At 39.2% G+C, this 20,098-nt stretch carries 15 protein-coding genes; 7 read left to right on the top strand and 8 right to left on the bottom strand.

Annotation, left to right across the window (positions count from 1 at the left end):
* Positions 1-167: 167 nt before the first annotated feature.
* The 5 genes from RIV7116_RS12655 to RIV7116_RS12630 all read right to left on the bottom strand — a co-directional run bounded on the left by RIV7116_RS12655 (position 168) and on the right by RIV7116_RS12630 (position 9,541).
* Positions 168-2,462 carry a BamA/TamA family outer membrane protein gene (locus RIV7116_RS12655; protein WP_044290910.1) on the bottom strand — a complete coding sequence of 765 codons (2,295 nt, stop codon included), beginning with the start codon at positions 2,460-2,462 and terminating at the stop codon, positions 168-170.
* Between the two features lie 121 nt (positions 2,463-2,583).
* Positions 2,584-3,321, bottom strand: a complete 738-nt coding sequence (gene purC, locus RIV7116_RS12650; RefSeq protein WP_015118693.1) for a phosphoribosylaminoimidazolesuccinocarboxamide synthase — start codon at positions 3,319-3,321, stop codon at positions 2,584-2,586.
* Between the two features lie 664 nt (positions 3,322-3,985).
* The gene (locus RIV7116_RS12640; RefSeq protein ID WP_044290907.1) at positions 3,986-6,550 is read right to left on the bottom strand and encodes an adenylate/guanylate cyclase domain-containing protein; all 2,565 of its coding nucleotides are present in this window, start codon (positions 6,548-6,550) and stop codon (positions 3,986-3,988) included.
* Positions 6,551-6,993: 443 nt separating this feature from the next.
* Positions 6,994-8,127 (bottom strand): glycosyltransferase family 1 protein, encoded by a 1,134-nt coding sequence (locus RIV7116_RS12635; RefSeq protein ID WP_015118690.1) that lies wholly within the window; start codon positions 8,125-8,127, stop codon positions 6,994-6,996.
* 259 nt (positions 8,128-8,386) lie between these two features.
* Positions 8,387-9,541 carry an NAD-dependent epimerase/dehydratase family protein gene (locus tag RIV7116_RS12630; RefSeq protein ID WP_015118689.1) on the bottom strand — a complete coding sequence of 385 codons (1,155 nt, stop codon included), beginning with the start codon at positions 9,539-9,541 and terminating at the stop codon, positions 8,387-8,389.
* A gap of 371 nt (positions 9,542-9,912) precedes the next feature.
* Here RIV7116_RS12630 and RIV7116_RS12625 point away from each other — a divergent pair, with 371 nt between their 5' ends.
* The 6 genes from RIV7116_RS12625 to RIV7116_RS12600 all read left to right on the top strand — a co-directional run bounded on the left by RIV7116_RS12625 (position 9,913) and on the right by RIV7116_RS12600 (position 16,170).
* Positions 9,913-10,260 carry a hypothetical protein gene (locus RIV7116_RS12625; RefSeq protein ID WP_015118688.1) on the top strand — a complete coding sequence of 116 codons (348 nt, stop codon included), beginning with the start codon at positions 9,913-9,915 and terminating at the stop codon, positions 10,258-10,260.
* Positions 10,261-10,365: 105 nt separating this feature from the next.
* The gene (locus RIV7116_RS12620) at positions 10,366-11,877 is read left to right on the top strand and encodes an AAA family ATPase (protein ID WP_015118687.1); all 1,512 of its coding nucleotides are present in this window, start codon (positions 10,366-10,368) and stop codon (positions 11,875-11,877) included.
* Between the two features lie 138 nt (positions 11,878-12,015).
* Positions 12,016-12,366, top strand: a complete 351-nt coding sequence (locus RIV7116_RS12615) for a DUF1257 domain-containing protein (RefSeq protein ID WP_015118686.1) — start codon at positions 12,016-12,018, stop codon at positions 12,364-12,366.
* 384 nt (positions 12,367-12,750) lie between these two features.
* Entirely contained in the window at positions 12,751-13,683 is a 933-nt protein-coding gene (gene thrB / locus RIV7116_RS12610; protein WP_015118685.1) for a homoserine kinase, read from the top strand.
* Positions 13,684-13,692: 9 nt separating this feature from the next.
* Positions 13,693-14,205: a hypothetical protein gene (locus tag RIV7116_RS12605; RefSeq protein ID WP_015118684.1), complete on the top strand. Its 513-nt coding sequence runs from the start codon at positions 13,693-13,695 to the stop codon at positions 14,203-14,205.
* Positions 14,206-14,562: 357 nt separating this feature from the next.
* Positions 14,563-16,170 (top strand): NAD(P)H-quinone oxidoreductase subunit 4, encoded by a 1,608-nt coding sequence (locus tag RIV7116_RS12600; protein WP_015118683.1) that lies wholly within the window; start codon positions 14,563-14,565, stop codon positions 16,168-16,170.
* A gap of 247 nt (positions 16,171-16,417) precedes the next feature.
* Here RIV7116_RS12600 and RIV7116_RS12595 read toward each other — a convergent pair whose 3' ends face one another.
* The 3 genes from RIV7116_RS12595 to thrS all read right to left on the bottom strand — a co-directional run bounded on the left by RIV7116_RS12595 (position 16,418) and on the right by thrS (position 18,808).
* Positions 16,418-16,717 (bottom strand): type II toxin-antitoxin system RelE/ParE family toxin, encoded by a 300-nt coding sequence (locus tag RIV7116_RS12595; RefSeq protein WP_015118682.1) that lies wholly within the window; start codon positions 16,715-16,717, stop codon positions 16,418-16,420.
* Positions 16,702-16,890: a hypothetical protein gene (locus RIV7116_RS37605; protein ID WP_015118681.1), complete on the bottom strand. Its 189-nt coding sequence runs from the start codon at positions 16,888-16,890 to the stop codon at positions 16,702-16,704. The genes RIV7116_RS12595 and RIV7116_RS37605 overlap by 16 nt, the downstream gene beginning before the upstream one ends.
* A gap of 70 nt (positions 16,891-16,960) precedes the next feature.
* Positions 16,961-18,808: a threonine--tRNA ligase gene (gene thrS / locus RIV7116_RS12585; RefSeq protein WP_015118680.1), complete on the bottom strand. Its 1,848-nt coding sequence runs from the start codon at positions 18,806-18,808 to the stop codon at positions 16,961-16,963.
* A gap of 842 nt (positions 18,809-19,650) precedes the next feature.
* On the opposite strand from thrS, the gene RIV7116_RS12580 reads away from it, so the two are divergent.
* Entirely contained in the window at positions 19,651-19,995 is a 345-nt protein-coding gene (locus RIV7116_RS12580) for a DUF2973 domain-containing protein (protein WP_015118679.1), read from the top strand.
* Positions 19,996-20,098: the final 103 nt, after the last annotated feature.

The raw sequence follows: 20,098 nt of genomic DNA, 5'->3' as shown, positions 1-20,098 counted from the left end.
GTAATAGTATTTAAGTAAAGGTAAAAATTAGCAAGTTAAACGGGAAACAGTTAGTTAGAAGAATCGGGTTTTGGGCTTTGGGCAATGGGTTTATGAATTTATTTTTATGTTCATTCATACCTGTCGATTACCCATTGCCCATTACCCATTAGCTATTAGCTCTTAACTTAAAATCTTTCCCCAATACCAAAATTAATTCGGCTGTCTCCATCATCGTTAAGACCGTAATCAATCCGAATTGGACCAAGTGGAGACTGTACTCTTACCCCAAGCCCGTAACCAACACCTGTACCATTTTTATCTAGTACTTCTGCTGGTTCGGTTGTGGTTCCCAAGTCACTACCAACATCAACAAATAATGCGCCGCTAAGTACTGAAAATAGTGGGAAGCGATATTCAACAGATGCTTCTACATAACTACGTCCGCTACTTAATGCACCTTCGTCATAACCCCGCACGGAGTTACTACCACCTAATGAAAACGCTTCATAAGGTGGTAAGTCACCCAAAACTGTTCCTGCTTGAACGTTAAAAGCTAGGGTTTCGGCTCCTTTACTAAAATTGGTCAAGTCTACAGGTATGTATTGGCTGTAACTACCTCTTAGTTTTGTCATCGCAATAGTACCTTGTCCGATAGGTACCGACTGGTCTATACCTAAACGCAGGAAGGAACCTTTCGTCGGCTGTAAGGGGTTGTTTCGCTTATCTCGGGATGCTCCTAGTTTGACTAGGAACAAATCATCTTCACCATCTCCCGAAGCGCTCAGATCAACTCGTGAATTTGGCTCTTCTACACCATCAACAAAAATTGCGCCTTCTTCGCTGGTATCACCATCACCGTTGGTGATTGTAACTCTTTGATACTGCAAACCAGCAGAAGCTACCCATTCCGACTTTTTGTAAGGATTTTTATTTAACGGACGGTTAAAGTTTACGCCACCACCAGTACGAACAACCCGAGGGCGATCGCGATCGTCATCGTCATTACCTGTGTCAGCAGTTTCAATTTCTTCATCGTCGCCATCAAAAATTAACGAAATTGAACGACGACGGAATGCATTAACTGTATAGGAAGTACGATAGGGGTCGCCAGCTATCCAAGGATCTGTGAACCGGAGGTCAAATAAGAATTCTCTTACACCTAACTGTAGCTCGGCTCCTAAGTCTTGATTTCTACCGTTAAGGTTTTGTTCTTGGTAGCTAATAGTACCGAATAGTCCGCTCGCAGAACTGATACCGGCACCTGCGGCGATAGAACCGCTATTACGTTCTACTACATTGACGATTACATCGACTTGACTAGGATCGTCACCAGGGTCAAGTGAAACATTGACATCTTCAAACAATCCCAGTCCGAATACTCTTTGTAAATCTCTTTGTACGGTATTGCGGTTAAATACGCCTCCTGGCTCAAGCTGTATTTCTCTCTTGACAATATATGGCTGAGTTCTTCCTTTTACAGGTTGTCCGTCTTCGTTAGTTGCTTCACCATCTTTATTACGGAACTGAACTCGGATATCTTCTACCACACCTTCGGCGAGTTGTAGAGTGACTACTCCATCAGGTGATACTTGAGGCGCGCCAATTACGTTAGCTAATACGTAACCTTGGTCTTGATATTTTTTAACTAGCTCTTTGATACCTTCTTGTAGTTCGCGCAAGTTAAGAATTTGACCGTACTGTTTGCTAAATAGTTCATCTACAGCTTTTTCAGGTAGTACGGAGGGAACCTTAGTGCCTGGATTTGCATTTATTTGTACTTTTTGCAAAACGGGGTTTGCTTGAACTACAAAGCTTACCCTCACACCCAATGGTGTATCTTCAGGTGCAACTTGAACATTTGAGAAAAATCCAGTTCCAAAAATAGCATTAATATCTTCTTGTAATTGCGAACGGGTTGTAGTTCGTCCGGGTTGAGTGCGAATCACTCTATAAACTTGTTCTTGCAATTGTGGTGTTAACTGTCCGCTTTCCGATCTTACTAAGACTTCTGATACTAATACACGTGTTTCATCTGCTGCGGGCTGTTGCTGTTGTTGCCTCGTTCCTGGAGTCTGAAATTGCTGCTGCTGTTGCTGCTGAAGTTGTGAAGGATTTGTTTGCTGTACCGGAGCTTGATTATTTTCCAGGGTTGGAGGAATCTGAGGCTGAGTAGGGGGAGCATCCGCAGGAGCGGGTTGCGGTGCTGGTTGTTGTGTACCCTCGGGTAAATTATTTGGTGGGGGAATTTGTGGAGTATTTTGTGCGGTTGTCGATTTAGTTGTTGGTATAACAACTTGCAATTTTTCTGCATCTGAAATTTGCTGCGATACTCGGACAGTTTTTTGAGGATTATCGCTTGCTGCTTGGAAAATTTTTTGTGACTCTTTAGAGGTATTGGCATTCTGTGCATTTGCACTTGGAGAAACTCCTAGTGCCGTAGCAAAAGCCATTACCGCCGCTAAAAAGGGAGATAAGCGCATAATATTAAGATTCCTATTCACTTCCACACACCATCGTTCAATATGATAATCATTTGTCATCAGTCAACAGTTATTTGTCAAGCACAGTCATAACTCATGACATCAAACAAAATCTAGTTAACTAGATATTTGCTTCTACTGTTTTTAACACTCTTTCTAAAACTTCTTGGTAGGCATTTTCCACATTTCCCAAATCTTTCCGAAAGCGATCTTTGTCTAAAACTCGATCTTTGGAGTCATTGGTAGAGTTATCCCACAAGCGGCAAGTATCTGGACTAATTTCATCTGCTAAAAGTAATCTTTGTTGTGAATCCACACCAAACTCTAGCTTAAAGTCCACTAAGGTAATGTCGCATTTGCCAAAAAAATCTTTGAGAAATTCATTGATTCGCAATGTTAGATGAATAATTTCTTCAACTTGTTCCTCACTAGCTAGTTCTAACAACAGTAGACGTTCTTTAGTTAACAATGGATCTCCTAATTCATCGTTTTTGTAATAAAACTCTACTAACGGCTTCTTGAGCAAGGTTCCCAATTCTAAACCTGTTTGCTTGCAAAGGCTTCCGGCTGCTATATTCCGCACAACGACTTCCAAAGGAATGATTCTCACCGCTTTAACCCGCATTTGGTTTGAAGTTGGGTTATCTAGATAATGAGTATTAATACCGTTTTGTTCTAATTTTTGAAATAATTTGCTAGAAATGCTACAGTTGATTGTCCCTTTGTTACTTATAGTGCCTCGCTTTTGAGCATTAAAAGCAGTAGCGTCATCCTTAAAATCAGCAAGTAATATTTCTGGTACATCTGTCTGATAAAGAATTTTGGCTTTACCTTCGTATAACTTAGAGTTAACAGACATGGTAGCGATTGTATAGTGTGAGAGAGAACTGATACCGTGTTATGGCTTAACCATTCTATCTTTAGTCGTTAATTAATAGAATTAACAGCCATTAGTAATATTAGCTAGATAGAACTTCTTTACTTTTTGTTTTTAATGCCCATTTTGTATCTCTAAGCTGCTGCTGAATATTTTATTTATATACAAGACGCGGACAGAATATCCGCATTAGCAATCATGATGGGCAACTTTGGTTAACAAAGCCAAACTCTGCACATCAAAATGAAATTTTGCCTTATATATTAGCTGCGTATCAATTTACCACTTAGGCACTTGCTACATGAAGTCAAATATTTAGCACAATTTATACCTTCGATAAATGCTTCTTGACATCGCAATCATGAAAGTATGTTGCTCGTAATAAATTCTGTAGTCCATACAGAAATATTGACTGATACAATTTTTCAATTATGTAATTATATATTGATGCTTGTATCTAATTTATCATTGATTGAAGGATTAAAATCTGAGGAAAATAGTTTCAAAAATAGCAAAAAACAAAGCGAAAATAGACTTAAACTCTGTCCTTGAATTACCATTTGGTAATATGTAAAGTCCTTTTGAAATTAAGATACACGGAACACCTAAAACTAAACTCTAGAATTAGAAAAACCACATTAGCTGATTACTTGTCAACCATCGTCCAAACTCCACTCCAAGATTTCTCGGGAGGCTCAGCTAAATATTTGTTACAGCGTTTGATGTGAATATTAGCAGCACTGTCTGTTGGTCGAATTCTTTTTGCTGCTTCAAAACAAATTAATGCTTGTGGAAAATTTTGAGAAGAGTAAGCCGCACGTCCGGCATGATAATAAGATAAGAACTCTTGAGTATTTGAGTCCAAACAAGTGCTGCGATCGCCGATCAATTCATAAATTTTTACGGCTTGATGTTTACCTTTGACTCTTATCTTGTCCAGTTCGCGCACTATTACTCGGTCGCTACATAGTTGATAAGTAAATTCGCTTAAAATAATATCGCAACCATATTCCTTGGTGGTTCCCTCTAAGCGCGAACTTAAGTTTACTCCATCGCCAATGACGGTGTAGTCCATTCGCTTGCGAGAACCAATATTTCCTGAAACTACTTCTCCGGAACTAATTCCGATACCAATTTTGATTTGCGGTTGTTCTTGAACTATGCGTCTTTCGTTGAATTCCTTGAGCCGATGTCGCATATCTAAGGCAGCTTGTACCGCTCGCCAAGCATGATTTTCTGTTAAAGGCAGAGGCGCACCAAATACTGCCATTAAAGCATCGCCAATAAACTTGTCTAAAGTTCCTTCATAGTTAAAGACAGCTTCCACCATAGTTTCAAAATATTGATTTAGCAGCGATACAACTTCAGCAGCTCCAAGGTTTTCTGTAAGAGTTGTATAGCCTCTGATATCAGAAAATAGGATAGTAACTTCTTTGCGTTCTCCCACCATTAACCCATCTTCTCCTAAAGCCATAACTTGCTCGGCTACATGGGGATTTAAATAGCGGTACATCGTAGTTTTTAAACGTTTTTCCTGGCTGATATCTTCTAGAACAACCAATCCACCACGTACCCCACCCTCTGGATTAGTTAAGGAATTAACTGTAAGGTTAATACTTCTTTCTATTGGTTCGACGCTCGTTGAATGCACGAACTGAGATTGAGGAGTAAGCGGTAGGTTCCAAGGAATAAAAACTTCTGGATTAGAAGAATTTGGCAATGCTAATATATATTCTTCTAACTCTTCTGACTCACCAGGCAAATAATACAGTCCCACCATCAAACTTTGTTCTGGTACGTAATGTCTTGCCCCATTATTTAAACTATCTTCTAAGCGAAATTGTAAATTTTCGATGGGAACGATTTCCCATAGCAGGCGACCAATTAAATTTTTTTCCCAAAGAATTTTGTTATCTCTTGTACTTGCATCTCCTGTTAGGGGACAACCTAATAGTTCTAATGCTGCATCATTAATAGTAACTATTCTACCTTCCATGTCAGTAGATATTACAGCATCTGATAGACTTTGCAAAATGTCTTTTTGATATTGTTTTTCTAACAATACACTTTCAAATAAACGAGCATTTTCTAAAGCAATTCCTGCTTGTATATTAAAAGCTCGCATAAATTCTTCATCCGAAGCACTAAAACTTCCTTTCTGTTTATTTATTAGTTGCGTTACGCCGATTAGCTCATTTGCTGAATTAAAAACTGGTAAGCATAAAATATTGCGGGTATAGTAGCCCGTTTTCCTATCCGTGGTTGGGTCGAAACGAGGGTCTTTGTATGCGTCAGGAATATTTAAGGCTTCGCCAGTTGACGCGACGTAACCAACAATTCCACGATTGCTGGGAATGCTAATCTCCATCACGGTTTCACCATCAGCAGCAGCTACTTTCGTCCACAGCTCGTTCATTTCTTTTCGATACAAAAACAGCGTGCTGCGGTCTGCTTGCATCAAAATTCGGGCTTGTTCCATGACTATTTGTAAAGTCGCTTCTAAGTCTAAACTTTGACCAAGTGTTTGAGTTGCTCTTAAAAGCGCCGTTGCTCCTCTTTGATTGCGGGCTGCTACATAAAAAGACTGACAGCTTTCAAGGATAATACCAATACTTGCTGCAAATTCCCGAAAACATTTTTCATCTTCGTTATCAAAAGGGATTTTCCCTGCTTTATTTGCAAGTTGTACAACAGCAACAATTTGATTTTTGCTGCTTACTACCGGCATACATAAAATATTCTCAATCTTATAGCCCAATTGTTTTTCTAGTTCCGGACTGAATAGAGGATGAGTAGTAGTTTCGGCAATATTTAGATATTGTCCGGTGCTAGCAACATGACCTGGAATCCCAACATTTATCGGGGTACGAATTTCTAAAGCTTTATTAATATTATTCTGCGGAACTTTTGACCATAGCTGACCTTTATCGCGGTCAACTAAAAAAATGGTAGTGTGTTCTGCTTGAAGAATTTGCCCTATTTTTAAGGTAATCGCCTCGAGCACTTTCTCTAACATTGTTTCCAAAGCTTCATTGTTTATCAGTTCTATAGCTCTGATAAACTGCTGGAACTCGGCAGTGATAAAATCCAGCAAGCAAACAAATTCGTTAACAGAAAGGTCTTTAACACGCCGTAATAAAGCATGAGTGCGATTCACCTGAGTCAGTTCGGTTAGCGTAGCTAGTACGCTACCAGGATTCAAGAGTGTCATAGGAGTTATAAATTCAAGATAATAGAGGTTTAATTCTGAGTACAATTTTATACTTACATCAGAATCATAATCTAATTTTTGCAATTTATAACTATATAAAAATCATGTAATTTATTTGATAATATTTTCAGATAAGCATTATTTATCTACGCTTAGACCAATGCATAGATAAAGTGTCTTAAATAAGGTTTATAGAGTGACTTACAGTTTGTGCTGAATTACTATGTAATCATTACCCTTACAAGATTTGAAGGTATTTATTTTAATGTAGTAATTCTGTTTTTCATTAACGGAGATATATTACACTTAGAATACTATTTAATAACAATAATTGAGAAGCTAAACATGTTCATAAATATTTTGTCATTAAATGTCATTTAAACTTAATAAAGACGGGCTATGTTCCCGTCCTTATATGGTTTATTTAGATAGTAAAATCTAAATTATGCAGATTTCGGCATCTGAGAATAGACAATTCCTTCATAAAAAGTTTGTAACTGATGAGTAGCAGCAGACCATCCCCAACGTTCTGCCTCTTGACGGGCATTTTGGCGGATAGCTTCTCGCTGTTGTTTTTCTCTTAAAAGACGAAGTGTTGCAGCTATTGCTCCTGTATCATCAGATTTTGGCTCGAAAAGATATCCGTTGACTCCATCTGTAACAATATCTGGAATACCTCCAGAACGTGCCGCAACAACTGGGCATCCAGCAGCCATCGCTTCTAATAATACTAATCCTAATGTTTCAGTACGAGAAGGAAAAACGAAAGCGTCAGCACTAGCAAAAGCTGAAGCTAAATCCGCCCCAGTAAGATAGCCGACAAAATAAGTATTTGTTCCAGAAAAATGTTTTTCTAAGGCTTCGCGATGAGGCCCATCCCCTACTAATGCGAGTCTGGCTTCGGGAATACCTTCTAAAATCGGCTTAATTCGCTCGATTTCCTTTTCAGCAGATAAGCGCCCTACATAAAGTAGTAAAGGAGCTTCTGGATTGTTTTGCGACAACTGCTGGCGCATTTGTGGACTACTCATGGTTGGATGAAATAATTCTGTATCAACTCCTCGTTGCCACAGATCTACACGTTCTATACCATGAGAAGTTAATTCTTTCATCATTGCTGTCGAAGTACATAGATTTAAAGCAGCTTGATTGTGAGCAGCTTTAAGCAATTCCCAAAGCAATCCTTCTAGCATTCCCAAGCCGTAATGTTGCAGATATTGCGGTAAGTGAGTATGATAGGAAGCTACTAAGGGAATGTTATGTATTTTACTATGAACAATCCCAGCTAAACCTAGAACTGCTGGGTTGACTACATGAATAATATCTGGATCAAATTTTTCTAGAACTTCACTAATAGCCGGACGAGGTAGTGCTAACGTGAGTTCCGGATACATGGGTAAAGGGAAGCCAGAAATCCCATAGATTTTAGCTCCTTTGTATTCTGTGATTCCCCCATCCGGACAAACTACTAACACTTGATTGTTATTACGCTGTAAGTGTTCGACGGTATGACGAAGGCGCGTTACAATTCCGTCAACTTTAGGCAGAAATGTTTCGGTAAATAAAGCAATTCTCATACAAAACTATTCAGTACAGGAAGATAGTAGAACAATTGCATTTCGCATGGTTGATAAATATGTATATAAGAAACGAAGGGATGATATTGCGGAGGCAATCATATCTTAAATTTACCGAATATCTCGATCGCCCAAAACAGAAGCTGAATATTAGCTTGTGCTAATACATCCATAAACAGTTCTACAATTTCTTAGTAGCTAGCAATTAGAAGCTGGAAATTTAACTGCTAAATGCTAACTACTAAAAAAATAATCTTCCCTATTTTCTATGCCAAGAAACTTTTGGCAAAATTTGTTTGTTATCAACTCTTTGCTGATACTTGACCGCAAAGTTCAGCAACGAGTCTAGCAATGAATCTGACAACAAGTGAGGCTGCAAACCCAAATCTAAAAGTTTGGTATTCTTAGCGTTAAAGTAGTGCTGTTCTAACTCTACCCTAGGGTTTTCTAAATGATTAATATCTACATTTAACCCTATCGCATTACCGGCTTTTTTCACCATCATAGCTAAGTCACTAATGCTGAAAAGTTCAGTAAACTGGTTAAATACGCGGAATTCTCCGGATTGTGCCGGATTAGCGATCGCTAATTCAATACACCTAACTGTATCTCGAATATCCAGGAAGCCCCTAGTTTGTCCACCTTTACCGTAAACGGTTAAGGGGTGACCGATAGCAGCCTGAATGCAGAAACGGTTTAATGCGGTACCGAATACACCATCGTAGTCAAGACGGTTTATTAACATTTCATCCATACCCGTTTCTTCGGTTAAAACACCGTAAACTACGCCTTGGTTCAAATCTGTAGCTCGCAATCCCCAGATTTTACAAGCAAAATGAATATTATGACTATCGTGAACCTTACTCAGGTGGTAGAAACTACCCGGTTGCTTAGGGTAAGGTAAAGTGTCTTTTCGTCCATTATGCTCGATGGTGATATAGCCTTCTTCGATATCAATGTTAGGAGTACCATATTCACCCATTGTCCCTAGCTTGACTAAATGACAATCGGGAAAATCTTCACGCATCGCGTAAAGTATGTTCAATGTACCCACTACATTGTTAACTTGTGTTAAAACTGCGTGTTCGCGGTCAATCATCGAAAAAGGAGCCGAGCGCTGTTCGCCAAAATGTACTACAGCTTCTGGCTCAAATTCATGCAAAGCTTTTTGAATAAACTCATAGTTGGTAATATCGCCGATAAATAAGTCGATAGATTTACCAGTTAAATCCTTCCAGCGCTGGATACGTTGTTGAATCGGTGCAATGGGCGTTAAAGTCTGTACACCTAATTCATTATCCCAGTGCCGTCGCACTAAATTATCTAAAATTCCAACTTCATAACCACGATTTGAAAGGTAAAGTGCGGTTGCCCAACCACAATAGCCATCTCCACCAATAACCAGGACTTTCATTTTTACGCTTTTTATACTCGCTGATAGCTAAATCTATCAGGTTTGTGTCCCCTCTCAACCATCATGGTGATACTAACTGAAAGTTTTTTTTGCAAATAAAACCTAAATTCAGGCGAATAAGCGTGAAAAATCTACTTCGTCGCAGACAGTAAATAATTTTTAATTCTTTAGACTCATGCTGCTATTTTTGGGGTAAAACCTTTGTAGGTATGCTTTTCGTACTACTGTTTCATGAAGAAATTTAACCCGCTTACGAATCTATTGTAAAGAAGTATTACAAAAATAGCGTCAAAACGCTTTGCAGTCTTGACAACGAATAGGGGAGCCGATATCGTAAGATACATACCCGGGTAAGAACGCAAAACAGTTATATGCAAGCTAAGCAAAAAGTTACTTTGTATCTATCCCCAGAACTGCACAAAAGTTTAAAAATACGTTCAGCAGTTGAGAGCGAACCTATGTCAGAGCTTGCCGAGCGTGCCCTCGTATTTTATCTAGCAAATTCAGAATTGGTAGATGAGGTCGAAGGTTCTTACGGAAGAACTCACAGGGTTTACTCATGTCCCAACTGCGAAAGTTCACTAGTCTTGCGTGAAGGGGAATTAGTTACTCTAGGTAATCAACCAGGAGTAATAGGTGGTAAAGAAGTTTCTGTCAGTGAAATGGAGCAAGGTCAAAAAGTTAATCAGGAAGACTTTGAGGAACTGGTTCCTTGTTAGCTGATCCGCGAATTATGGATAGCTAATTCATAATTCTGTCTTTACCGAGAGTTGAAAGCGATGAACGATGTCTGTAGTGTCTTTAGGTCTCAAGTAGGTTGATATATGCAAGAAGAACTCAAAATACTGGTTCAAGCTCAATATCCCTTAATCTACCTTGTGACCTCCGAGGAAGAGCGGGCAGAGCAAGCAATTTATTCTATCGCTCAAAGACAGCAGCCGCAGCGTCGATTGTATGTATGGACTGTAACCCACGGGATTGTGGAGTATGGTCAAGGTCGGAGCGTAACTCAACACAATACCGTTTCTCCTGAAGCGGCAATTGAGTGGATTATCCGTCAGAAAGAACCTGGTATATTTATTCTAAAAGATTTACACCCGTTTATTGACGCACCAGCAACAACTAGATCTTTACGAGATGCGATCGCCAGCTTTAAAGGTACTCAAAAGAATATAGTTTTGATGTCACCGGTGCAGCAGGTTCCTATCGAGTTGGAAAAAGAAGTGGTTGTGCTTGATTTCCCACTTCCAAATATGTCCGATCTAAACAAAGTTTTAGATAGTCATTTGGGTCAGCAAAATGCGCGGCGATTAACAACTGAAGCACGGGAAAAGTTATTGAGAGCGGCTTTAGGATTAACCAGAGATGAAGCTGAAAAAGTATACCGCAAAGCTCAAGTTACGAAGCGGCAGTTAACCGAAAAAGAAGTAGATATCGTTTTATCCGAAAAGAAGCAGCTTATCCGACGCAATGGAATATTAGAATACATTGAAGAAGATGAAACAATTGAAGCTGTTGGTGGTTTAGAAGAGTTGAAAAAGTGGCTTACGCAGCGTTCTGATGCTTTCACAGAAAAAGCAAGGGAATATGGTTTACCGCAACCGAAAGGAATGTTAATTCTGGGGGTTCCGGGCTGTGGAAAGTCTTTAATAGCAAAAACCACTTCAAAACTATGGGGATTGCCGATTTTACGCTTGGATATGGGGCGAGTCTACGATGGCTCAATGGTAGGGAGAAGTGAAGCCAATTTGCGTAATGCCTTAAAAACAGCGGAATCTATTTCTCCGGCGATATTGTTTATTGATGAATTAGATAAATCTTTTGCTGGTAGCTCTGGTTCTGGCGACTCTGATGGAGGAACTTCCAGCCGCATTTTTGGGTCTTTCCTAACCTGGATGCAGGAGAAGAAATCACCCGTATTCGTGATGGCAACTGCCAATCGGGTTGAACGCCTGCCAGGAGAATTTTTAAGGAAAGGTCGGTTTGACGAAATTTTCTTCGTGGATCTGCCTACATCTCAGGAAAGGCAAGATATTTTCACGATTCACTTGAATAAGCGCCGTAAAGACATCACAAGATTCGATTTGGAACAGTTATCCAAGATGTCTGATGGCTTTTCTGGAGCAGAAATTGAACAAGCGATAGTGGCAGCAATGTACGAAGCTTTTGCCCAAGATCGTGAGTTCACTCAACTAGATATTATTGCTGCACTCAAAGCGACTTTACCGCTGTCTCGAACGATGCAAGAACAAGTTACTGCGCTTCGAGACTGGGCGAGACAGCGAGCACGTCCAGCAGCAGCCTCCGTAGCTGAGTATCAGCGAATGGAGTTCTAAAAAGCTTTCTCCTACTTAAGTAGGAGCAAAGGCTAGCAAACCCAAAGCTAGCAAATAAAAAAACCGCGTAAATATAAACGCGGCTTAGTCTAAAAAACCGTTGTCTTAATCTCAATCTTCTTTTTGGAGGAAACCCAAATGTCTCACTTTAGCACTCTACGTACCAAAATTACCGATTCTGAAATTCTTAAGTCTTCTTTGAGTGACTTAGGTATCACCGTTAAGTCTGAAGCTGATGTTCGTGGTTATAATGGTCAGCGCGTTCGTGCCGACATCGTTGCAGTTTTGGAAGGTGAATATGATTTAGGTTGGTCTCGCAATACCGATGGTTCTTTTGATTTAATTGCGGATCTATGGGGTGTTGCCAAGAAGCACAACCAGACCGAATTAATTAACTCCATCAACCAAAAGTATGCTGTTAATAAGACTTTGACTGAAGTTAAGCAACGCGGCTTGCAAAACGCTAACGTTAAGTTGGTATTGCAATAGAAGTTTTTCTGCGCGTTCCCAAAGCTGCATGGGTTAACTTAATTAAATAGTGGTTGACCCGCTTTTTTCGGGATTGGGACTTACCCAGTCCCTTTTGCTTTATCTACATTGAATTTAACATCTTTAAACGAAAACTTCAGTTGTCTGTAATTCAATATCCGGTTAAAACCCAGCTTATTTTAGAAGCCCGGTTTTTTGATTTCAAATTATTTTAGGTTATTTCAAATCCAAGTTACAAAAAGCTGTAATGCTGTAATTCCCTAAACACCTTTCCGTAAGCGAAGAGTCAACATAGTGCTTGGAAGTTTTTTGTATAAGTAGTGATTTATATGAGATGCTGAATAATTAAATACTCAAGATTGTTTAATAAATTAAATCTAATTAATGTCTGCTGTGTCTTCTGTCTGCGTAACCGTTCCTGCCACAACTGCGAATTTAGGCCCTGGCTTCGATTGTATTGGTGCTGCTTTAACGCTTTATAACGAGTTCAAGTTTACTCGGGAAGAAGTAAATACAAGTCAAAAGTTAATTATTACCGTTACCGGGACTGAAGCAGCACGAGTAACAACCGATGAAACCAATCTTGTATATCAAGCATTCGTCAAATTCTTTGAGCACATTGAACAAAAACCATTACCAGTCAAAATTGAGATTAACTTAGGGGTTCCATTAGCGCGGGGTTTAGGTAGTTCTGCAACGGCTATTATCGGTGGGTTAATCGGCGCAAATGTATTAGCAGGTGAAGTTTTAACACTAGATAAAGTAGTGGAATTAGCCATCACGATCGAAGGACACCCTGATAACGTGGTACCCGCGCTTTTTGGTGGATGCCGTTTGGCTGCTACAAGCGATACGGGATGGGAAATTTGTGATATACCCTGGTGTAAAGATGTCGTACCGGTATTAGCAATTCCAGATTTTGAACTTTCAACCAGTGAAGCGCGACAAGTATTACCTGCTCAAGTAAGTCGTGGAGATGCGATTTTCAATGCAGCACATCTAGGATTGCTGCTCCGTGGACTGGAAACTGGTAATCAAAATTGGTTGCAGGCTGCTTTACAAGATAAGTTACATCAGCCCTACAGAAAAAAACTGATTAATAATTACGATCTGATAAGCGCCGCAGCTTTGTCAGCCGGTGCTTACGGTATGGTAATCAGTGGTGCCGGACCAACATTACTTGCATTAACTAATACTGCTAATTCTCAAGCTGTAGCGACAGCGATGGTTTCCGAATGGGAGAATAAAGGAGTTAAAGCACAAGTACAAACGCTCCAAATTGATCGTGAAGGAGCAAGAAGCGTCGTTCAAGGATAAAAAGCAATTATGCAGGATGTAAGGGCAGAAATTGCGGTGATTCGCTCTCAAATTAATAAATTGCGCCGAGAAGGTGCTTCTCTTGCTGTAAACGTAACCCCTTCTGAAGATGATTCACCTCAAGCAATAGCAGAAGCTTATCGCCGTCAAGCAAGAGAAAATCCTCAACTATTTGCCGAACTTAAAGGAATAGATGAGGCGATCGCAGCTTTAGAAGCTCAGCTTGCAGAAAAAGAAACAATCATAAAAAAATCTCGTTCGGGATATATAACTCGTCTTTCCGAGCAGAAAGAACAGTTAGAAAAAGCCAAAGTTAAAGCTAAAACTCATGCAGAGCGCATAAATCAGCTTGCAGCAGAACTAGCAACAGAAATTCACAGCCTCAAAACTTGTGCCGATAATTTAACTCCGCTTTATTGGCAAGTTTATTACAAACCTTTTATTACTGGCTTTAAAACTATTTCCGTTCCTTACGTTCGTTCTGATGGAGATGTTTGGACGATTGTTAACCGGGTTGTTTGATTAGGGAGTAGGGAAAAGTTTATGATACTTCCGCTTGCAAATTTTCTTTATTCATAGAAATTGTTTTTCGCTTCAAATATACATTTCTATATTCTTGGTTAGCCATTGAAAAATTTTACTAATTTTCAACCCTCTTAAGATAGGGCTTATGTTACAAATTGTGACAGTGACTGCAGTCACTGCTATTTGTGTTTTTAACAAAAATTTATAATATAGATACAAATCACGATTTTTTTGAGTATTTATTACTAAAAAAAGTCTAAATTTTCATTTTATAGGGGTAAATTCTGTTTACAAAACTATAGAATGCTTAATATAATGTAAACATTAAGATAAATTGTAAAACGATTGTCAGTAATGAGCGAATTTCCTTGGCTAACTTCTATAATCTTGTTGCCCCTAGTAGCAGCATTGGTCATTCCCCTAGTTCCCGATAAAGATGGCAAAACCGTCCGCTGGTTTGGCTTGGGTGTGGCGATGGCGGACTTTGCATTAATGATTTGTGCCTTTTGGCAGAATTATGATTTTCAGAACGCATCATTCCAACTGATTGAAAAATACGCTTGGGTACCTCAGCTAGGTTTAAATTGGTCTGTGGCAGCTGACGGTTTGTCAATGCCCTTGATTTTATTAACAGGCTTAATTAATACTTTGGCGATTTTTGCGGCTTGGAGAGTCACAAATAAGCCACGTTTATTTTATAGTTTGATGATGGTGATGTACGCTGCTCAGGTTGGCGTATTCGTCGCTCAAGATTTATTAATGTTCTTCTTGATGTGGGAAATTGAGTTGGTTCCCGTATACCTGCTAATTTCCATCTGGGGAGGACCAAAACGTCGCTATGCGGCAACTAAATTTATTATCTATACAGCCGCAGCATCTATATTTATTTTGGTAGCAGCCTTTGCAATGGCATTTTCTGGCGATACCGTAACTTTCGATATGACAGCTTTGGGAATGAAGCAATATCCCAAAACTCTAGAAATGCTTGCTTACACAGGTTTCTTGATTGCCTTCGGTGTAAAATTGCCAATCTTCCCTCTTCACACTTGGCTACCGGATGCTCACGGTGAAGCTTCTGCACCTGGTTCGATGATTTTGGCGGGCGTATTGTTAAAGATGGGTGGTTATGCATTAATTCGCATCAATATGGAAATGCTGCCTAACGCTCACGTTGTTTTTGCTCCCGTACTAATAATTTTGGGTGTAGTTAACATTATTTACGGTGCTTGCTGTGCTTTCGCACAAACCAATTTGAAGCGTCGTTTGGCTTATTCTTCAATCGCTCACATGGGTATCGTGTTAGTCGGAATCGGTTCCTACACCGAAATTGGTATGAGCGGTGCGATGTTACAGATGATTTCCCACGGTTTGATTGCAGCAGCATTATTCTTCCTATCCGGCGTAACTTACGAACGCAGCCACACCTTAGAGATGGATAAAATGGGTGGAATGGCGAAAGTAATGCCTAGAACTTTCGCTTTGTATACCGCTGGTGCAATGGCTTCCTTAGCACTACCAGGAATGAGCGGATTCGTTGGCGAATTGATGGTATTCCTCGGTATTTCCAGCAGCGACGTTTACAGTTCCAGCTTTAAGGTTGTAGTTGTATTGTTAAGTGCTGTAGGCGTAATTTTGACTCCGATTTATCTATTATCTCTATTGAGACAAGTATTCTACGGAAAGCAGAATGAAGAATTACATTTGGATGCAATAGTACCCGATGTAAAACCCCGCGAGCTTTTCATTGCCGCTTCTTTACTACTTCCAATTATCGGTATCGGTTTGTATCCGAAATTGGCAACACAAACTTATGATGTGAAGACGCAGCAATTAGCTGCTCATGCAAGAGAAGCGCTACCTGTAATTGCGTCCGAACAACCATCAAGTTTGTATTCTAAAGTTATTTCCGCACCAACATTAGCAGATTCAAACGTTGCTGGTTTGGTGAATATTGCCGAGTAGTTAAATACAAAATTCCGGGCTGGTGCTATTAAATCGTTATAGAAATATTTGGTGGGGGTGATGCATCATCACCCCCATTTATTTTGGTTATTTGTTAGTGGTTAGTAGATAGTTTATTAGCCGCGTCACACACCCGACAAAAAATTAACCACAATAACTAACAACTAACCCTTCCAATAGAAAAAACCCGGCTATAGAATTAAGCCGAGTTTTTACTTAGATTAAAGTGGTTCTTTAGAAAGATGTATTACTCTTCGCCAAATTCCTCCAGCAGTTTCTTTTTGTAAGTTACCGTGGCAATAGTAACTGTCTTGTCCTTGATACGGTAGATAATTCGATACATGTAGGCAAACTGTTGTCTGATGCTATCATCATCAAATTCTGGTACAACTTCACCAGAAGTAGGACAGCGATCCAAACTACGAGTCACATCAAGTATTTTCTTAATTACCGCAGCAGCATAGGAAGCAGAATCGCGAGAGATATATACAGCAATTGCTTCTACATCATCTAAAGCTTTAGGTGACCATACTACTTGATAAGCCATTTGCTTAAACGTTCTTTGGCCTCATTGTGTGTCCTTGTTCCTCTAGTATCGGCTACTTCTATGCTACGTCGCACTTTTTCGCTGACATACAAATGATATTGAATATCTTCAACTGAACAATCATCCGGTAACTGTTTCAAAATAGATTGGATGCTTTCTTTTGGAGTACTCATAATGTTATTTTTTGGGTATTTATATAAATTCGGTAATAGCAAGTGGGCATTAGCCCACTTCTATTGTCTCCTAAAAGTTGCTGTAATTGGTAATAGCATTCTTCATATTGTCCAGTACTTCGGATACGGACATAGTTCCTAAATCCCCGGAAGCACGGGTACGAATACTTAAAGAATTGGATTCTACTTCTTTTTGTCCCACTACAGCCATTACGGGAATTTTCTGTTTTTCGGCATTACGTATTAGTTTACCAAGTCTATCGCCACTAGTATCAACTTCGGCACGAATACCTAACGAAATCATTTTGGCTGCGACTTCTTTAGCGAAATCTAATTGGACTTCTGTAACTGGTAATAATCTTGCTTGTACTGGTGCTAACCATAAAGGAAAATCACCTGCATATTCTTCGATTAAAATACCAATTAATCTTTCTAAAGAACCGAAGGGCGCACGGTGAATCATTATTGGACGTTGACGAGAACCATCTTCAGCAACGTATTCTAGTTTGAAGCGTTCGGGTAAATTATAGTCAACTTGTACAGTTCCCAACTGCCATTCTCTTTGCAGCGCATCTTGAAAAATAAAGTCTAATTTTGGGCCGTAAAAAGCAGCTTCACCTATTCCTTCAAAATGCTCCATTCCTAGCTTTTCAACAGCCCTACGAATCGCACCTTGAGCTTTTTCCCAAGCTTCATCTGAACCAATATATTTTTCTTTGTTTTCTGGGTCGCGGAAACTGAATCTGGCTCTAAAATTCTTTAGTTGCAATTTATTAAAAACTGACAAAATCAAATCTACAACGTTGAGAAATTCTTCGTCTAATTGTTCGGGAGTTACGAATAAGTGAGAATCATCTACAGTAAAACCTCTTACTCTTGTTAATCCCCCTAATTCTCCAGATTGTTCGTAGCGGTAAACTGTACCGAATTCAGCTAAACGTATTGGTAATTCTCGATAGGAACGCAGTTCGTTGTCGTATATTTGAATGTGAAACGGACAGTTCATCGGCTTCATTACAAAACCGTCTTCTAATTTGGCAGCTTCCTGATCTTCTGCCATCAGGGGGAACATATCTTCTTTGTATTTCTGCCAGTGTCCGGATTTTTTAAATAAATCAACTTTGGCAATATGAGGAGTTACTACAGGTAAATAACCCCGCTTTAACTGTTCTTGTTTAAGAAAATCTTCTAATAGACTTCTTAATAAAGTACCTTTGGGAGTCCACAGGGGTAAACCTGGGCCAACTAAATCGGAAAATACAAATAAACCTAACTCTTTACCTAATTTACGATGGTCGCGACGCATTGCTTCTTCTTTACGTCGCTTATACTCTGCTAGCTGCTCTGGATTTTCCCAAGCGGTACCATAAATACGCTGTAACTGTGCTTTATTTTCATCTCCGCGCCAATAAGCACCAGCGACACTTTCTAATTCAATCGCTTTGGGCGTTAATTCTCCAGTATTTTCTAAATGAGGACCAGCACATAAATCCCACCATTCATCCCCTAAGTGGTAGATAGTAATCGGTTCTTCTTTAATATCTTCTAGAATTTCTAATTTATAAGGTTCGTTAATTTCTTTGATTCTACGTTCGGCTTCCTCCCGACTTACTTCTTCTCTTCTAACGGGTAATTTACGATTAATTATTTTCACCATCTGCTTGTAAATGGCTTTCAAATCCTTCTCGGTAAAAGGTTCTGAATTTTCAAAATCGTAGTAAAAACCGTTTTCAATCCACGGACCAATGGTGACTTGCGCCTTGGGAAACAGCTTTTGTACCGCCATTGCCATGATGTGAGAAGTCGTATGACGAATCTTTTTTAAATCCTCAGACTCGCTGGTACGCGGTAAATTAATTTTTGCCGGTTCTTCAGATTGATTAAGAGACTCCGGGGGCGATATCGGCTGTTTAACCATTGGCGAACTATTTACTCTATATATTATGGAACTGCATCTATATTAACGACCTTGCGGTAGACTGTATAACTCTTTCCTAAGATTTCGTCAATACAATTTACATAGTCTTCTCTATTGACAAGCTATATCTACATATTCAGTCTTTTGGTTATGTACAAATTAGAAAATCAATATATATAATCAAAGTGTAATCAGAATTACAGATTTTTTTAAGGTTCTAATTGAAAAAACATACTCCTTTAAATGTTAAGAATATTAAAGAACGTTAATATTAGTAATAAAATTCGGATTTTTCTTCTCATTTATGCGAGACTCGAATTTGCTGGAGCCAAAGTTATCTAACACAATCTTGCACCGATTGCTGAAAGATTTCGAGTATTGGTAAGGTTCCTTTACAAAACTCGTCAGAAACAAAATCGCAGTTGTCTTCGGATAAGCAACAGCGATCCTATTTGTTGACCTAATTAGTTTGCTGCGGATGAAGTGAAAGCAGACAACATATTATTTAGAGTTGCTTTTATACCAGGTGGGAATTTTAAATTAGTTGCTGTTATATTGTAATGTTACAATGCGATTCCACTCTAAATAGGATGTTTCAGGTCAGCAAGGAAATTATAAAGTAATGAATATTTTTTCTAAAGTTCTTTAAAATTAATGACCTTTGAGAGAAAATGTAATTAATGCTACAGAAGATTTGATTTTGTATAGTCTGCTTTGCTCGATCTTCTATGGGCATATGAAGACGTGAGAGTAATTTACGTAGTTAAGCGACTCGCGAAAAATGCCTGCTCTGACTAATTGAAATGAATGTTTAAAACTTGCTGCTCCTAAAGGAAAAGAAAATGCTATTACAACTACTTTACATTGTCGCTTTTACTATTCTTGCTTTTATTGCTGTTGCGAATTTGATCCGGAATCTAATCATGTTTAGTTTTGATAGACAAGGAAACTATCCAGCGCGATTTGGGAGACTGGATCGAGTCAGCGTTCGAGGAAATCAAGGTAATTATTCGCTTTCTTCAAGAAGGAATTTCGTACCTCATCCAGAATTATTAGATAATTCCGGCAATATTGTTAAAGAACCTTTATTGGTAATGCGCTCTATTAATGTTGAGGATGCTCGCCAACAGCTTGATGCTCTTTATGAATCATCCCCCGGAAGTAAAGGAGAGTCAGAGGAAATCTAAAGATTATGATTTGTTGCGGGCAAATCGGAAATTTGTGTAGAGACGCTTTGAACTATTACCGTGCATCAAATAAGCACGCGAATATTGAATAGCGTCTCTACAT

The sequence above is a fragment of the Rivularia sp. PCC 7116 genome, assembly GCF_000316665.1.
Classification (GTDB): domain Bacteria; phylum Cyanobacteriota; class Cyanobacteriia; order Cyanobacteriales; family Nostocaceae; genus Rivularia.
Note: the sequence above shows the minus strand (reverse complement) of the source record. Positions and strands in the feature narration are given on the sequence as shown.

What these genes read in the sequence shown, in the direction of transcription:
- RIV7116_RS12640 (WP_044290907.1), bottom strand. Translation starts at nt 6,550, where the DNA reads ATGACACTCTTGAATCCTGGTAGCGTACTAGCTACGCTAACCGAACTG.
- RIV7116_RS12615 (WP_015118686.1), top strand. Translation starts at nt 12,016, where the DNA reads ATGTCTCACTTTAGCACTCTACGTACCAAAATTACCGATTCTGAAATT.
- thrB (WP_015118685.1), top strand. Translation starts at nt 12,751, where the DNA reads ATGTCTGCTGTGTCTTCTGTCTGCGTAACCGTTCCTGCCACAACTGCG.
- purC (WP_015118693.1), bottom strand. Translation starts at nt 3,321, where the DNA reads ATGTCTGTTAACTCTAAGTTATACGAAGGTAAAGCCAAAATTCTTTAT.
- RIV7116_RS12630 (WP_015118689.1), bottom strand. Translation starts at nt 9,541, where the DNA reads ATGAAAGTCCTGGTTATTGGTGGAGATGGCTATTGTGGTTGGGCAACC.
- RIV7116_RS12600 (WP_015118683.1), top strand. Translation starts at nt 14,563, where the DNA reads ATGAGCGAATTTCCTTGGCTAACTTCTATAATCTTGTTGCCCCTAGTA.
- RIV7116_RS37605 (WP_015118681.1), bottom strand. Translation starts at nt 16,890, where the DNA reads ATGAGTACTCCAAAAGAAAGCATCCAATCTATTTTGAAACAGTTACCG.
- RIV7116_RS12620 (WP_015118687.1), top strand. Translation starts at nt 10,366, where the DNA reads ATGCAAGAAGAACTCAAAATACTGGTTCAAGCTCAATATCCCTTAATC.
- RIV7116_RS12605 (WP_015118684.1), top strand. Translation starts at nt 13,693, where the DNA reads ATGCAGGATGTAAGGGCAGAAATTGCGGTGATTCGCTCTCAAATTAAT.
- RIV7116_RS12580 (WP_015118679.1), top strand. Translation starts at nt 19,651, where the DNA reads ATGCTATTACAACTACTTTACATTGTCGCTTTTACTATTCTTGCTTTT.
- RIV7116_RS12655 (WP_044290910.1), bottom strand. Translation starts at nt 2,462, where the DNA reads ATGCGCTTATCTCCCTTTTTAGCGGCGGTAATGGCTTTTGCTACGGCA.
- RIV7116_RS12595 (WP_015118682.1), bottom strand. Translation starts at nt 16,717, where the DNA reads ATGGCTTATCAAGTAGTATGGTCACCTAAAGCTTTAGATGATGTAGAA.
- thrS (WP_015118680.1), bottom strand. Translation starts at nt 18,808, where the DNA reads ATGGTTAAACAGCCGATATCGCCCCCGGAGTCTCTTAATCAATCTGAA.
- RIV7116_RS12625 (WP_015118688.1), top strand. Translation starts at nt 9,913, where the DNA reads ATGCAAGCTAAGCAAAAAGTTACTTTGTATCTATCCCCAGAACTGCAC.
- RIV7116_RS12635 (WP_015118690.1), bottom strand. Translation starts at nt 8,127, where the DNA reads ATGAGAATTGCTTTATTTACCGAAACATTTCTGCCTAAAGTTGACGGA.